We start from the raw sequence: 14,943 nt of genomic DNA, 5'->3' as shown, positions 1-14,943 counted from the left end.
AATATATAAAGGAGGATCCCCAAAAATGATAAATATATTAATACTAGGCTTGTGGATTTTCTACAAGTCTTTTTTGTATATGCTACTAAAAATATGACCTTCTAAAATCGATTTTAAGGCGTTTTAATTAATATTTAATATTGTAGTACCTTCACGTCTTCCACCTCTTAAAACTCAAATATACTCTTTATGCTGTATCTTTAAACAACTTGTATAACCTTCTAAAATCGATTTTAAGGTATATGGATACTTTGCCATATATAAGTATCAAAGAGGTTTTACAATTGCTTAGAACACCAATTTAAAGGTTGTTAATTTAATATATATGAGTCAAATATGATGACTTGAGATATCTAATTAATTAGATTAGTCTTAATGTTCGCCTTTTTGCAATAATTATATAAATAAAATGTTGATTTTAATTGACATAACAACTTGTTAGTGTTATTATGTTGTTAACAATATAATTAAATTGTTAAGATAATGCTTTTTAATAGAAAGTAGGTGTAATAAAATGAAAGAAACATATGAAGAATATTTAACTAGATATATTGATTCTTACTTTATGCGCAAGTATTGGGCTGATGAAGAGCAAACTCCAACTAGATATATTGTATCTTATACAAAGCCAATTGATGTATTCTACGAGGATGGTAGAGTTGTATCAATTCCTCTGTGTGATATATGGAAACATTATGGATTTAACAGCCAATATAGTATATCTAGGCAGTATCCAGAGTTCATAGATAAATGGAGTGATATAAACCCATTGAAACCAGATCAAATATTTTTTAAAGCTAATATGGTAATTGCATTAAATGATGATAAAGATGAGGAAAGTAATATAGCATATAATCCAATGCTATTGGAATTGAATCCATTTAATTCTGATGAGAAAAAAGCGTATAATTTTAGAACTTTGCAATTTGTTCAAGAAGAATTAAAACATGATACGATTCCAACGTTTAACGAAATTACGGCTGTTTATAATCATTTCATTAGATATTTTAAAGGTGATAGTTTTGATGTGGAATCAAATCATGAAAATATTTTTCTTAACTTGAGTAATTCAGATTTTCTAAAATATTTTACAGATTTAAAAGTATCCTCTGTTGGCTTTGCGGCAACAAAAGTTAGAAGTTACAATAGATTATTCTTGTTATTAGGTGTCGACTTTAATGTGAAAACAGAATACTTTGTCAACTTCATTGAGCCAAGGAAATATGCTTCAAGAGATGAAATAGTTGCATATTGTGAAGAATTAGAAGATCCACAACAAGCATTTTTGATGTATGCTACATTCTTAGGCTTTGGTGAACTTCAGTATAAACCTTTAACGCTATTAAAAATGAGTGATATTGATGAAGTAAATATGGTGGCAAATGTTACAGATGGCGAACATAATTTCCAGATAGAAATAGATGAATATTTCATAGAATTAGCAAAAAAATGTAATGAAACTAGAGGAAAAACAGTATTTAGAGATGATCCTATAAGGATGAATCCTGTAGAAGTATTCATGGACTACAATATGGAATCTGAATATATAATAAAGGCTAGAAGACTTAGAAATAACAATGATGGGTTCGATCCTATTTCTTTTGAAAAAGCAAGGTTCATGCTTAGAGAAGCTAATGAAATTCTATTTGGAGTTGATAACGCTGTAACCAGAACCGATTTAAAAAGAAGTGGTATATTATATAGAATGTATGTAATTGAACAAGATACTGGTATCCCTTGGGATTCAAAGAGTTTAAAAGAAGATAATCCTAGATTGCCATTGAAGTTTAATGTAACAGATATGATGAAGTGGTATGAAAAAATATATAAGAAATAAAAAGGAAGGTTATTGACCTTCCTTTTTTATAAATCTATCCAAAATGATGATAGATTTATTATATATATTATAATCTTCCCAAAATGATGGTTAAAATACTATATAATATAATTATTACTCACTACTCTATTCCACTCTACTCCATCCAAATTGATGACGATTTTACTATATTACTTTAAATAGTTTCGTCTATATATTCCGAAGATAAAAGCATTTTTAATGGTATAACAGGTATAATATGTATAACAGGTATACCTGTTTGCAATATCATTAATTTATGCTATATATCCTACCAAAATGATGATGATTCTACTACGTGCATCTTAACTTTAAAATATGTAAAAATGTAAATTAACATAAATGTAAATATGTAAAAATGTAAATGTATACAAATTATTATTTATTTTTACTTTCTATCATTTGCAATGCTATTTTTATTTGTTCTTGCTCCTCTTTTGTTTTTTCTTGAAAGTCATTTTCTATTAATATTTTAACATATTCTCCTACGCTTTTATATGAAGACGTAAGAACAACTGCGTTTGCTAGATTGACAGAATCTTCTTCACCTCTAATGTATTTGTATTTTATTTTTTTAGGTTTTATAATTTCTTTTTTTACTTCTTTTTTTGGGGATATTTTTAAGTGCTCTGACTCTTCATATTGTTTCTCTGGTCTTATTATTCCGTTACTTTTTAAGTCATAAATATCTTTTTTCTTTTTATTTTCTGGTTGTAATTTCATTTATTGTTCACCTTCAATTCTATTTAGCCTTTCTAAAAATTCATCCGTGACATGTTTATACATGTCATATACTTTAACATCATGCATGTCATAATCATTTCTATTTGTCATATCAGGAACGCCTTGCATGCTATATCTTTTTATTCTTTCCATGTTTTTTACAACATTCTCAAAAAAATTAACTTCACCAAACTCTTCTTTTGCGTTCTCCAATACAGCTTGATCTACTTTAGATGTGTTTTTTAATAAAACTGGTAATATTCCCAATATATCTATTTCAAACGAATACTTATTAACTAGTTTTTGTAGGTATTCTATAAACATTTGAGAACCTAAGAATGAATGTTCTTGTGTCTGAAGAACTATAGTAACAGCGTCACATGCCACTACTGCTGAATCTGTAAATATAGAGATAGTAGGTGGTACGTCAAAAATAATATAATCATATTTATCTTCGATTTTATCAATTAAGGTTTTCAAATAATACACCCTGTCTCTTTCATCTTCAAATTTATCCATCAGATAATATGGATATCCCGCAAAGTCTACAAATGTAGGGATTATATCTAGATTTTGCTTAATGCTTGTAATGATACTCTCTAAATTGCCATCATCTAGTGCCGTCATTAGTGTTGAATTAAACTTGGTTATTTCACCTGTATTTCTTTGTTTCGTTAATAACAACATTCCAGTTGCATTTGCTTGAGGATCCAAGTCTATTAGTAAGGTTTTATTACCTAATTCTGCAAGTCTAAGAGATATCATGCAAGCATTTGTAGTTTTCCCAGTTCCACCTTTAAAATTAGCAAATAATATTTTTTCAGCCATAACGTCCTCCTAATATTTTAATAATATAATTATATCATAACTTTTATTTTTTGTAAACATGACAACACATAAACGCATAAACACGTAAACACATAAACACGTAAACATGACAACACGTAAATGCATAAACATGTAAACGTGTAAACACGTAAACACATAAACACGTAAACAGTTATATGTAAAATAATATTGAAATATCAATGCTATAAAAAAAAATAAAAATACAACATATAAACATGTAAACGTGTAAACACGTAAACATGACAACACGTAAACACCATGTTTTGTAAACATATGCACACGTAAACATGACAACGTGTAAACATGTAAACATGTAAACACTCGAAAAATGTTGTTGACATATTGAAAATACTAGGTTATACTGATGATGTTAAAAAATATAAATATATTTTATTTTTTATATAAATAATATCTTGACTTAACTATCGAATTAGTGTTAATATAGATGTTAAATTGCATAATTTATTTGTTATATCACTGCAAGCCGAAAGCAGTATAAAAACGATAGGTTAATTAGAGCCAATGCTAGAAAGTCTAATCGGTTACCACTGTGCCATGTCTGTAGACACAAGGTAATACGTCAGTCGGGTTTGCATGACCGATGAATAAATTATGCTGGAGGTGTAGCGACCATTTTTATGGTGGGAAAGTGAAAAAGCGATTGAAGATGCTAGTGCGTTACTTAGTTAGATTGCTGAACAGATTGACGATGGCAGTATACGGAATACTTATTTTTTTCATCCTGACAAGGGTGAAATTATGCCTTCAAACAAGTTCCGGAATGGTATAAAAATCAACTTATAATTGATACATAAATGTTTGAATTAGAGAGTTTGATAAATAATTTCGATTAAATTCTTACAACAAAAAAGAGAGTATATAATATAACTCTCTAAAATAATTATAGATTAACTATATATGTTATTACTTTTCCAATTAGTTTAAAATCTTCCACATTGTATTTTGTGATAATTATATCTGTAAAACTATCATCTGTTGAATTTGGTTTTAAAACAACTCTATCTCCTAACTTAACGATTCTTTTAATAGTATATCCAGCTGTATCTTTTACTAATACAATGTCATTATTTTTAACCTTACTTAAATCATTATAATATCTATCTATAATGATCCATGAACCATCTGGTATATCTTTATTCATTGAGTCACCATTTACTCTTGCAATACCGATTTCTTTTTTTCCAGCTCTTTTTCCTAAAATATCATCTGGAATATGCATTTTTTCAAATTTGTATCCCGATTCATAATCTAAAGGAATACCTGCTGCGACCGAAATAGGTAATTTATCATAGACATAATTAATGTCTTCTGTAACTCTTTCTTTCTTAAATTCTTGTCCTTGGTTATTTATACTTAATATATCTAAAGGTGAAATTTGTAGGACATTAGCTACAGATATAATATTGTTAGATTTCATATTTTCTACATCACCTGATTCCCAACGAGTTACAGTCATCTCACTTACTCCTACCAATTTTGCAAAAAGTTTTTTATTATATCCAAGTTCTAATCTTCTCTTCTCAATTATGTTCATAAAAAAATCCTTTCTTGAATCATTGAATTATCTAATTACCCAACATATATGTTGCAATATAATAAAATAAAAACTAACATACATATTGACAATACATATACTTTTATTATATCATATAAACAAGATAAACATAAAAGAACAAATTAACTATAATTAAGTTAAAATTTCTTTTGAAAATATATTTTGGATTAAAGAAAGGTTTGATAATGATTTTAAAAAAAATAAACAATGGAAGAGATAACAAAATTGAGAAAAATACTGATTTACAAGAATGTTTGGATGAAAAAGTAGATCTTGAAGAACTAAATATAATAATGATATTAAATAATGATGAAAAAAAAGAATATTTAAAAGAGAATATGTATCAAGAAGATTTCATAATGATAAAAGAAAGAAAATTTAAAATCATAAATTATGAACAATCTTTCTTTTCAACAAAATACTATCTAAGATTAGATATAAAAGACTTTTTAACATTAGAGGAAAACAATTACTTAGAATTAATTGACGCTATAGAATTTCTAAATAGTATATTTAGATAAAACTTAATAAAAGACTTCTTTTAACATGAAGAATGTGTATTTGCTGAAGGCGTTGATTTTACACTACTTTCACAAAAATGTGAATCTAGTAATTCAAGTGGGTTTAAGGAGATAGGTAAATGAATAATATTAAATCAAGTGTTTTAGATCGTTTGAAAATTATTACAAAAAATAAAAGAATGACCATTGCTGAACTTGAAAGAAAGGCAAATGTTGGACATGGAACAATAAGAAATTGGGATAAAAGTTTGCCATCAGCAGATAAATTATATTCTGTAGCCAATGTGTTAGGGGTTTCTATGGAATATATAATTACTGGTAAAGATTCATTAACTGATAAGATAGATATAATTGCACGTGAGATTGTAGGACTTGATGAAGAGAAACTAAAAATCATAGTTGATTTGGTAAAGATTTTAAGATAATTTAACCATATTTTTAAATATATGGTTGATAAAATAAGTAAAAAGCGTTATCCTATTATAGTAATTATACAATTTTAAAGGGAGAATGTTATGAAGAAAATAAATGCTGATGATTTAATTGATTTAAAGAAGTTATTAGATGATGGAATTATCACACAAGAAGAATTTGATCTAAAAAAGAAAGAATTTTTAGGAATAAAATCTCATAAAAAATTTAAACTCAAGAAAAATAAGAATACTAAATATACTATTGGTTGCATATTAATTATTTTTTTTGTTATTACAGCAGGATTGTTTGAATTTTTTGAAAATAATAAAAAAATCATTGATGCTAATGAATATATATCAATGACAAGAAATGACCTAACATCAGAAAATGGGGAATGGGGAAAACCTTATAAAGAAATAAATGATGGGACAATGATGATTGACTACTTGTATTATAAAAAAAATGGTTTAGATTATACTTTTGGTTTTTTTGAAGATGGAGAAATCCAATCAATAAAGGTAAATTTAGGAGAAGATTATGAAGTTAATGACTATAAAGACATAATGAATAAAATAGGTTTAGACTCAGATAGATATAGCCTTAGAATAGCAAAATATGGTTCTAAGTCACATATATTATTATTTTTAAAGGATTCAGAAAAAGATTCTGATTTGCCATTTGAGATATCATACAAATATGGTTCTATAAATATAGTATATGAGAATTCAAAAAAAATGTTAAGAGAGATAAATGGTTTAGCGTAAAAAATAAAACTAGCACAATTGTGCTAGTTTTTTGTGTTTATATTACATTCTTATTCCAGTATTGACATAATTTTTAAGATAGTTAATGCAAAATACTAAATCAAACTCTGATATAGTAAATTCTCTTAATAACTCAAGGTATTCATAACCTAAATAGACTTGGCAAAGATTTATGTGTTCATGGAACATGAAAGTGAATCCATCGACTTGAATAGTTCTTAAATTTAAAGGTGTTATAGTATTTTTAATTCCATTCTTGTAAGTTATTTCAAATGATTTCATTATTTTCTCCTTAGTTTTGTTCAATTTTTGGTAATATATTGTTTTCTTTTAGCAATTCATATAGAAATAATCTTCCTTTTTGTGTCCATTTCGTATGCATACTAACTATGTCAAATCCATTTACCCCAAGCAATGGAATAGTTTCTGAATGAGTATAGCCATTATTTTGGTATTTTGCGTATAACAACCATTGTCCACTTTGCTTATATTGTATCTTTAAGGCATTTAGTATCTTATTCAAAGCATTTCCAGACATACCATAATCCTTAGCTATTTGTGAGACTGTTACTAAACCTTTATTTTTCAATATGATATCAGTATAATCAGCTTTAGGTTTCAATTCTGCTATTTGCTGATCCTTTATTTTACTTTCTAATTTCAAAGTATCTATCTGATTATTTGCATATACTAATGCTCTTTGTATTATTCTTTCTGGACTATTAAACTCTTTTTCTACCTCAATGAAATATTTTCTAATCTGTTTTCCTTTTTCATTTCTTTGTATCATCGCAATTTCTTTTGCCATATCTAGTTTTAGAATGTGGTCTGTTATTGTTTTAAATCCACTTGCGTTACTACTTACTTTTTTTTGAGTAAATAGTGTAAAATCAACGCCTTCAGTAAATCCGTACTCTAACATCCTTTTGATCCAGTCATTATATTTGCTCTTAACTTCTAACCTTTCGTGTAATTCTCTACCACTTATAATTGGTTCCATGTTTTCATTTGTTTCTACCCTAATTAATTCTTGCATAATTACCTCCTATTTTTTATTATATATCTTAAATGTACTACAAAATAAACATATAAAAATAATATGTTCTTATTAAGATACATATATCATATATTTTTTAAGATTATATGTCAAGAGATTTGTATTAAATTTATTACAAAAAATAAAATTATTGACTATATGTTAAATAATATGATACAATACATAATATAGAAAGGGGTGTATTTATGAAGAAATCTACAGATTTAATGGGAAATAGAATAAAGGAAATGAGGTTAAAGTTAGGACTAACTCAAGAAGAACTAGGAAATATAGTTGGGGTACAGCGTGCCGCTATAAATAAATATGAGGCTGGACAAGTAGAAAATATGAAAAGAAGCACAATAAAGAAACTTTCAGATATATTTAAAGTTGAAGTGGATTGGTTATTGGCTTTTGATGAATATGAACATACATTAGAATATAATGCACCTACAAAAACTTTCCATGAAAAACTTAATGAGGAAAACATACCTAAAAATAAAGAACTTGATGAAAAAAAATTACCAAATGTATTTTTAGATGAATATGGTGGAAAGAAAACTTTAACCACCTTGAAAAATACAAGCGAAAGTATGAATAAAGAAATTCCTAATGGTTCGTGGATTGTTATAGACAAAGAATATTCTAGAGTAAATAGATTACAAAATAAAGATTTAGTATTAGTCAAACTAGAAGGTGTATATGAGATTAGACGTGTTTTACTATATGGTGATAAGGTTGTATTAAGACCTAACTCAGCGGAAGATAGATATATAGACATAGTAGTCAATGGAAGCGAACATATAGACTACAAGGTTATGGGTAAGATTATTACAGCGATAATAAGACAAGACAGAATTGAAAATAATTCTAAAAAAAAATAATAGAGATAAAGAATCCTTCTTTATAAACTGACATTGACATAACGAATAAATTGTGTTAAAATATGCTTATAGTTAATAAGAAAAGTGGGATACTTATGTCTTATTAAGATGCCATAAATTAAAAAGTAAGTCAATGAGGAGGATTAGTATGGATGAATTTAAAAACTGGATACCGGTATTTGCAGGTGTTGCAATTTATAAAGTAATAATAATATCAATCATGCTTTTTCTTGAAGATAAGGCAAAAAACGAGTTAAAATAGTTATTTTATTGAGGAGGAATAAAATGTTTGAAAATAATTATAAACTTATACTTTTCAAGTCAAGAAACAAGGATAATAGAGAACTTGAGGGGTTTAAAGAAAGAGGAAAAACACTATTATTGCCAGATATACCAACAATGCAAGACTGGGAAATATTGGAAGAGCAATGGATTAAATTCATAGAAGAAGGTGTTGATGGTGAAATGTCTAGGTGGTACGAATACATAGACTTAAGAGATGGTGAAAAAATACGAAAAGAGTTGATCCATCATTTAATAGATTTTGAAGATACAAGATTAGATAATATTATGAGAAAAATCAAGAAGATTGCAGGAAAACCTAATATGGCTATTACAAAGAAGTTCCTGTTTGACTTGGATAACATAAAGAATAATGATTATAGCCATGACTTTACAAATGATTTAGTTAATATATTAGGGAGTGACGATTTATATGAAATTTATCAGACCCCAAATGGGTTTTCAGTTGTAACTCCACATGGATTTGACACAAGGAAACTATTGGCAAAATATCCTAATGTTGAGCTTAAACGAAATGCTCTAATAATTAGGCAATGGGAAAGAAAAGGAGAACAATATGAATATCGTATATCCAGTTGTAATTGAAAAAAATAAAGAAGATAACGTTTTTTATGTAACTTTACCAACATTTGAAGATAGAGAGATGGTAACATATGCCAGTACTTATGGTAAAGCTGTAGTCTACGCAGAAGAAGTAATATCGCTATTATTATATGATATACCTATTGAAGAATATCCTTCAACCACTTTAGATAAAGATTTTAAATTAAAAGAAAATGAATCATTGGTATATGTGGATATGGACTTAGATTATCACTTTTCACAAGTGATTGATCTAGAAAATAAAGTAAATGCACTTAAAGAAGCTGAAAGAATAAGTGAAGAACGTGGCAAAATGGTTGAAGTAGAATATGAGAAAATGACTAAAGAAGAGATAAGAGAATTATTTTAAAAGTAAATAAAATCAAGTTTTTAATATAAAAAAAGGAGAAAAATTATGTGGCAAGAAATAAGGGGAGAATATCCATGTTTAATAGTATCATCAATTATAGGGAGAAAGGAATCTTCTTTCAGAGTTCCGTTTTATAAAATACAGTTTTTAGAAAAAACATATGAAAGCAATTGCTATCGAATAAAAATTTATTTGGATGAAGGTAGATGTTTAATTATAACGCTTGAAGAACATAGTAGGGAAGGTCTCAATGAGTTTGATGATCTAATGAAAGAAATTACAAAATATTATACAGAGGGGAATCTAGATAAGCACTTTAAAGTTGAGACAAGTATAATGAGTTGTAAATATGTTTAGTGTTTGTAGTTTCTAGATAGGTATAAACAAATGAGAAATTTAATTGAAAAAGGAATATACAAAGGAATTAGATATTTTGAAGGTGAAGACTATGATTATATCTCAAAGAAATACTATGAAAGTGTAGTGTTTCTAATAGAAGATTATTCTATATATGAAAAAAAAGAATTTGCCGAATATTTAGATGATACACCAGAATTAGACTGGGATATATTTGAAGGAAATGATTATGGTATATTCATAGGATTTAGATTAAGTGAAAACCTGTCATGTCAAGATTGTGTCGATAAGTGTAAATTTCTAATAGATAACTTACCAGAGAGAAAGGTAATATAAATGGATCAAGAAATATTAATATGCGAGGATATTATAATACTTTATATAGATGCAACTTGCAAAAAAGATGCTTTTAAGTAAAAAAGAGAGTCAATCTCCCTTCTTTACCCATGTGATTTTAGGTAAAATAGTTACATGCAGACATAGTATCCGAAACTACGTGTAAAAATCGAATAAAAAAACAGTTATAAGGGACACCAAAAATAATTTAATACTATATATAAGAATAATTGACATAACAAAAAAATTATGTTATAATAGATATATAGTAAAGTTAGTATTTTGGTGTTTTTAATTGAATGAAATTCTTATTTTATTGAGAGGAAATTATATGAAAAAGATTTTTGAAATGAAAAGGCATTATGGAGTAGGTGATGATGTCAGTGACTTGTTAAATTTAAAAAAGTACGAAGACAATGAGACAATGAGAGAACTTGTCTTGAATTACTATTCAAATCCCAAAGATTTTGTATTCGACAAAGAAGCATTTTTAAATGGGGAAGAAGATTCAGTGTGGATAGAATGTAGTGGAGAAAGAGAAGACGGAGTTTCAGCAATAAGTATAAGAATGACAACTGAAAAGGTCTTACTTGAAGAGTTAGATGAGTATTATAGAGGTATGAGGGATTGGATATTTAACTTATAAGGAAGTAGATTAAATAAAGCTAGTGAATTTTACATAATGAAGGAGAAGTAGAAATGGAAATAAATATTACACCAGAATATTACAATATTTATGCAGGAGATATTGTAGAAAATATGCGTGGAGATAAATTTTTTATAGGAATAGCTAAAATAACATCTTATAACAAGTTTGCCAATAAAAATATAACTTCAGAAAAAATAACTTTAATAGACATACAAAATTTCAATTGTGAAGTGACAGAATTCAGTCCAAGGGAAATTAAAGAGTTAGTACATAGATATGATCTTGAATTATTTGGTAAATATGGGAAATTTAAAATAGTAAATAAATAGTAATATTAGGAGAAAATAAAAGATAGGTATTCTTATGGATTTATAGAAAAATCTAAGTTGGGGGGGAATTATGCCGCTAATTGCGTTCTTATTTATTACATGGGTGTTCAATTTTTGCTTTATATTTGAGTATACAATCAAAAAAAATGAAACCTATAGGATTTTAGAGATATACGAACGATATAATTACTCAAAAGAAACTATTGAGGAACAAAAAACATTATATAAAGATAAATCAAGGAAATTAAATATAACAATTGTAATAGCTATTGTCGGTTTTATTCTGTTTATAATAATTCCTACAATAGTTGGGATTTAACTAATTCGGCAGAAGTTGGCAAATAAAAGCTAGTGAATTTTACATAATGAAGGAGAAGTGGATGATAGAATATTTATATAAAACAACAAATCAAGAACTAATAAGAGCATTTGAGATAGAAGCAATAATAGGGATGAGTAGAACTAGAATGTTTGAATTTTATGAAAGGAAAACAGGAATAACTCTAGATACTCTAGACGAAGAAAATCTTAGCGAAATGGAATTAATAAGGTTGTTAGAAACTCATTTTATTTTCAACAAGACAAAAGATGCAGGTTATTTTGAGTTGAAAGCTAGAGAATACTTTAATCAATTAGATATGGATATTGAAAACTTAACAATCGAAATACAATATGGTGGTGGTATATATGTATTGGGAGTAAATAGAGAATTAACAGAAGATGAAATGGAACTGTTATTTTGTGAGAAGTTAGATGATATTCCAGATAATTTAAACGGAGGATACTTATTAGATAAGTTGAAAGAGGATAATCCGAGCTACTATGACAAACATATTAGACCATTATTATTAGACATATAAGGAGAAGTAAGTGAAAACGATGCTGGAGGATGTAATAGAAATAAAGAATGAACATCGTAAACGTTCAGAAGAAATAAATGTATTAAATAAGTGGAAGAAAAGATTAAACGGACTAGATTTATCATATAATTTTAATGAATTTCAAGATGAAATGGAGAGAGATGGAGTAGTATTTATAAAGGGTCGTTCAGATGATTTAGTTGAAATATATGGAGCTATCCGAGATGAATTAGATGTAGAGATGAAATATTATTTTGTTAGAGGAATGTTTTATTTAGAAGAAGATTTAGAAGAATCAGTGAGTATATGGGAAATAGATTTAGATGAAGTATTTAGCATAGAATCTTTCTTAGGGAATGACCCATTTTTTGAGTTTATGATACCATTTAACGTAAAATCAGAAATTGTGGAAATTAAGTATGGTGGTAAGTTAAAGTCGGTTTACTCTGAATCTATATTAATTAGATATGATGATATAAAAAAGTTTAAATGGAGTGAAAGGATTAAATAAAAGAAGTATTTTAAATAAAAGGAAGGTTTTATTGAATATGAAAAAATATTATTATGCAATAGGTAATTTAAAAGTTGTTCATGCGTTTGAATATCAAGAAATTTTAAGGAAGAATTTAAACTCATTATTAAGTTACTGTGGAGAAAGAATCGGTGTCGACTTGATAAACTTAGATTACAACAGATTGACGGAAATTGAAAAAGTAAAGGTTGATATAGTAGGGTCTTTGTTGAATGAACCTAGGGATGTTATAAAAGAAATGTTTGATGATATTTTCCCGAAAGGGATAGGCGAGGATTTAGAAGTGTCAATGTTTATGAAAGAACGAATGTATTTCATAGAAACAAATAGATTGATTACAGAATATGAAATAGAGAAATTGAATGACTACATGAGAGAAGACAAAGAAGATAAGAAATATATATTACAGATGTCTAAAGACTTCGACTTGGGTTTAGACGTTGAACCATCTTGTTTATTAGATGTAACAAAAGAATATATACCAGACTACTATAAAAGGTGTATCGAACCTTTGCTAATAGATGGATAATAAAAAAACATAATTATACTATATAAGAAAAATATAAAAATAGGGTGAATTAAAGGAGAATATATGATAAAAAAAATGGTTATTAAGAGTTTGAAAGAAGAAAGTACATTGTGGTTTCATAATGATTTAGAAAAATATGATTTTTCAGGTGGAGAGTTAAAAACACAATTATATACTGAACCATGTTTGGATATTCAGATGTGTAATCCAATACAGGAGATAATTTCAGTAAAAATAAAATTCAAAGTTACGGAAGATTTTACAATAGAAGATGTAAGAAAAATATCTGATAGGATTATGAACAAAATAATAAATTCTAATGATGAAGTTTTGATAATAGTATTAGAAAATGGATATTACAAACAATATCAGACATATAAGAATGAGTCTAAAATCAATTTTGTGACTCCATGTATAAAAATCGAAGGTAATGTTTGCGATAAATCATATAAAAAAATATTTGAAGAAATTAATGATTTCATAGAACAGCATAAAAAAGATTTAAGTAATGGTATGTACGCAATGTAATAAAATGCGTATTTATGATAAAAGTATGATTATATTAAAAAGGAGTGATATTTAATGAACTTACTAACATTTAAAATTAGCTCTGATACAGCCGATATGGTATTAGTGAATAAAAGAACAGGATATACGTATCCTAGCAGTAGGATTCAAGATTTTGAACCGAATTTTAATTTGGACGCTAGAGGATATTTAAATTATAGGTTTAACTATAAAGAATTTAATCCGATAAAAAGATATAATCTTTTAAGTGAGTATAAAAACAAGTTAAAATAGTCATTTTATTAAGGAATAGGAGGTCTTATGAAATTAAGTGGAAGAATATTAGAATTAATTAAAGAACATTACGATTTAGAAGAAGGACAAATTTTTAGAATAAGTAATGAGAAATACAATATATTTAATGGAGAATTATTTATACTTAGGGGTGTAATCTGGGAGGAGTGTGAAAGCCTGAACTTAACAGATATAGATCATTCAATTGAAAACGAACGAAAGGTAATGTATAAAGTTAGAGATAAGGTTGTTTGTGGAAATATTAAACATGGATACAAAATATATTACATCAACAGTATAACTAAAGATTGTCTTGATAAAATTTGGTATTATGTAGGCGATAACAAAATGGTCGGGAATAGTTGTATAGACCACGAAGCGACTAAAACAGTTCAAAAATGTAGCGATGATGAGTTAAGGATAATGAAATATATCGATAAAGAATACAACTGGATAGCCAAAAATGAACGAGAAGGTAGGAATGAAGCATTAATCTTATTTGAAAAAGAACCTGCTAAAACCTCTTGTGGTGATTCTTGCAATTGTGAAGAGTGGGAAAGTGTAGGATTAGAGAAAGAATTACCTTTAGAAGATAATTCTTTTGAGTCTATCCAATGGTATAATAGTGAACCAGTAAAAATAGTGAGATTAGAGAATATTTAAGAAAGAGAGT

24 protein-coding genes are annotated in these 14,943 nt (G+C 27.2%); 19 read left to right on the top strand and 5 right to left on the bottom strand.

All coding sequences use genetic code 11. The features are described 5' to 3' along the window. Positions 1-514: 514 nt before the first annotated feature. Entirely contained in the window at positions 515-1,837 is a 1,323-nt protein-coding gene (locus C0982_RS06855; protein ID WP_101773491.1) for a hypothetical protein, read from the top strand. 396 nt (positions 1,838-2,233) lie between these two features. On the opposite strand, the gene C0982_RS06850 is transcribed toward C0982_RS06855, so the two are convergent. Then, on the bottom strand, positions 2,234-2,578 hold the full coding sequence (locus C0982_RS06850; protein WP_101773490.1) for a hypothetical protein: 345 nt from the start codon (positions 2,576-2,578) through the stop codon (positions 2,234-2,236). Further along, positions 2,579-3,406 carry an AAA family ATPase gene (locus C0982_RS06845; RefSeq protein WP_101773489.1) on the bottom strand — a complete coding sequence of 276 codons (828 nt, stop codon included), beginning with the start codon at positions 3,404-3,406 and terminating at the stop codon, positions 2,579-2,581. 670 nt (positions 3,407-4,076) lie between these two features. Here C0982_RS06845 and C0982_RS10625 point away from each other — a divergent pair. Beyond that, positions 4,077-4,217: a hypothetical protein gene (locus tag C0982_RS10625; protein WP_207653238.1), complete on the top strand. Its 141-nt coding sequence runs from the start codon at positions 4,077-4,079 to the stop codon at positions 4,215-4,217. Between the two features lie 111 nt (positions 4,218-4,328). On the opposite strand, the gene C0982_RS06840 is transcribed toward C0982_RS10625, so the two are convergent. Then, complete coding sequence (locus C0982_RS06840; RefSeq protein ID WP_101773488.1) at positions 4,329-4,982, bottom strand: S24 family peptidase; 654 nt, start codon at positions 4,980-4,982, stop codon at positions 4,329-4,331. A 206-nt stretch (positions 4,983-5,188) separates the two neighbouring features. Here C0982_RS06840 and C0982_RS06835 point away from each other — a divergent pair, with 206 nt between their 5' ends. The 3 genes from C0982_RS06835 to C0982_RS06825 all read left to right on the top strand — a co-directional run bounded on the left by C0982_RS06835 (position 5,189) and on the right by C0982_RS06825 (position 6,702). After that, complete coding sequence (locus C0982_RS06835) at positions 5,189-5,524, top strand: hypothetical protein (protein ID WP_101773487.1); 336 nt, start codon at positions 5,189-5,191, stop codon at positions 5,522-5,524. A 119-nt stretch (positions 5,525-5,643) separates the two neighbouring features. Then, positions 5,644-5,949 carry a helix-turn-helix domain-containing protein gene (locus tag C0982_RS06830; protein ID WP_101773486.1) on the top strand — a complete coding sequence of 102 codons (306 nt, stop codon included), beginning with the start codon at positions 5,644-5,646 and terminating at the stop codon, positions 5,947-5,949. A 90-nt stretch (positions 5,950-6,039) separates the two neighbouring features. Then, a complete protein-coding gene (locus C0982_RS06825; RefSeq protein WP_101773485.1) occupies positions 6,040-6,702 on the top strand; it encodes an SHOCT domain-containing protein in 663 nt (220 codons plus the stop codon). A 42-nt stretch (positions 6,703-6,744) separates the two neighbouring features. Here C0982_RS06825 and C0982_RS06820 read toward each other — a convergent pair whose 3' ends face one another. Beyond that, the gene (locus C0982_RS06820; protein ID WP_101773484.1) at positions 6,745-6,984 is read right to left on the bottom strand and encodes a hypothetical protein; all 240 of its coding nucleotides are present in this window, start codon (positions 6,982-6,984) and stop codon (positions 6,745-6,747) included. Positions 6,985-6,994: 10 nt separating this feature from the next. After that, positions 6,995-7,738: a phage antirepressor KilAC domain-containing protein gene (locus C0982_RS06815; protein ID WP_101773483.1), complete on the bottom strand. Its 744-nt coding sequence runs from the start codon at positions 7,736-7,738 to the stop codon at positions 6,995-6,997. A 206-nt stretch (positions 7,739-7,944) separates the two neighbouring features. Between C0982_RS06815 and C0982_RS06810 the strand changes: the two genes are divergently transcribed. The 14 genes from C0982_RS06810 to C0982_RS06745 all read left to right on the top strand — a co-directional run bounded on the left by C0982_RS06810 (position 7,945) and on the right by C0982_RS06745 (position 14,933). Beyond that, positions 7,945-8,622 carry a helix-turn-helix domain-containing protein gene (locus C0982_RS06810; protein WP_101773482.1) on the top strand — a complete coding sequence of 226 codons (678 nt, stop codon included), beginning with the start codon at positions 7,945-7,947 and terminating at the stop codon, positions 8,620-8,622. Between the two features lie 285 nt (positions 8,623-8,907). Then, a complete protein-coding gene (locus C0982_RS06805) occupies positions 8,908-9,510 on the top strand; it encodes a hypothetical protein (RefSeq protein WP_101773481.1) in 603 nt (200 codons plus the stop codon). Beyond that, entirely contained in the window at positions 9,482-9,877 is a 396-nt protein-coding gene (locus tag C0982_RS06800) for a hypothetical protein (protein WP_101773480.1), read from the top strand. The genes C0982_RS06805 and C0982_RS06800 overlap by 29 nt, the downstream gene beginning before the upstream one ends. A 45-nt stretch (positions 9,878-9,922) precedes the next feature. Then, positions 9,923-10,234: a hypothetical protein gene (locus C0982_RS06795; protein ID WP_101773479.1), complete on the top strand. Its 312-nt coding sequence runs from the start codon at positions 9,923-9,925 to the stop codon at positions 10,232-10,234. A gap of 30 nt (positions 10,235-10,264) precedes the next feature. After that, a complete protein-coding gene (locus C0982_RS06790; protein ID WP_101773478.1) occupies positions 10,265-10,570 on the top strand; it encodes a hypothetical protein in 306 nt (101 codons plus the stop codon). A 331-nt stretch (positions 10,571-10,901) separates the two neighbouring features. Beyond that, entirely contained in the window at positions 10,902-11,216 is a 315-nt protein-coding gene (locus tag C0982_RS06785; protein WP_101773477.1) for a hypothetical protein, read from the top strand. A 53-nt stretch (positions 11,217-11,269) separates the two neighbouring features. Beyond that, positions 11,270-11,548 carry a hypothetical protein gene (locus C0982_RS06780; protein WP_101773476.1) on the top strand — a complete coding sequence of 93 codons (279 nt, stop codon included), beginning with the start codon at positions 11,270-11,272 and terminating at the stop codon, positions 11,546-11,548. A 70-nt stretch (positions 11,549-11,618) separates the two neighbouring features. Further along, a complete protein-coding gene (locus C0982_RS06775) occupies positions 11,619-11,867 on the top strand; it encodes a hypothetical protein (protein ID WP_101773475.1) in 249 nt (82 codons plus the stop codon). A gap of 61 nt (positions 11,868-11,928) precedes the next feature. Continuing rightward, positions 11,929-12,408 carry a hypothetical protein gene (locus tag C0982_RS06770; RefSeq protein WP_101773474.1) on the top strand — a complete coding sequence of 160 codons (480 nt, stop codon included), beginning with the start codon at positions 11,929-11,931 and terminating at the stop codon, positions 12,406-12,408. A 10-nt stretch (positions 12,409-12,418) separates the two neighbouring features. Continuing rightward, the gene (locus C0982_RS06765) at positions 12,419-12,919 is read left to right on the top strand and encodes a hypothetical protein (RefSeq protein WP_101773473.1); all 501 of its coding nucleotides are present in this window, start codon (positions 12,419-12,421) and stop codon (positions 12,917-12,919) included. A 37-nt stretch (positions 12,920-12,956) separates the two neighbouring features. After that, the gene (locus tag C0982_RS06760) at positions 12,957-13,469 is read left to right on the top strand and encodes a hypothetical protein (protein WP_145994506.1); all 513 of its coding nucleotides are present in this window, start codon (positions 12,957-12,959) and stop codon (positions 13,467-13,469) included. A 63-nt stretch (positions 13,470-13,532) separates the two neighbouring features. Then, positions 13,533-13,997: a hypothetical protein gene (locus C0982_RS06755; protein ID WP_101773471.1), complete on the top strand. Its 465-nt coding sequence runs from the start codon at positions 13,533-13,535 to the stop codon at positions 13,995-13,997. A 54-nt stretch (positions 13,998-14,051) separates the two neighbouring features. After that, positions 14,052-14,270, top strand: a complete 219-nt coding sequence (locus C0982_RS06750) for a hypothetical protein (protein ID WP_101773470.1) — start codon at positions 14,052-14,054, stop codon at positions 14,268-14,270. Positions 14,271-14,297: 27 nt separating this feature from the next. Further along, the gene (locus tag C0982_RS06745; RefSeq protein WP_101773469.1) at positions 14,298-14,933 is read left to right on the top strand and encodes a hypothetical protein; all 636 of its coding nucleotides are present in this window, start codon (positions 14,298-14,300) and stop codon (positions 14,931-14,933) included. The last annotated feature ends 10 nt before the right edge of the window (positions 14,934-14,943 follow it).

It is taken from the genome of Peptostreptococcus faecalis (assembly GCF_900240845.1).
Taxonomy (GTDB): Bacteria; Bacillota; Clostridia; order Peptostreptococcales; family Peptostreptococcaceae; genus Peptostreptococcus; species Peptostreptococcus faecalis.
Note: the sequence above shows the minus strand (reverse complement) of the source record. Positions and strands in the feature narration are given on the sequence as shown.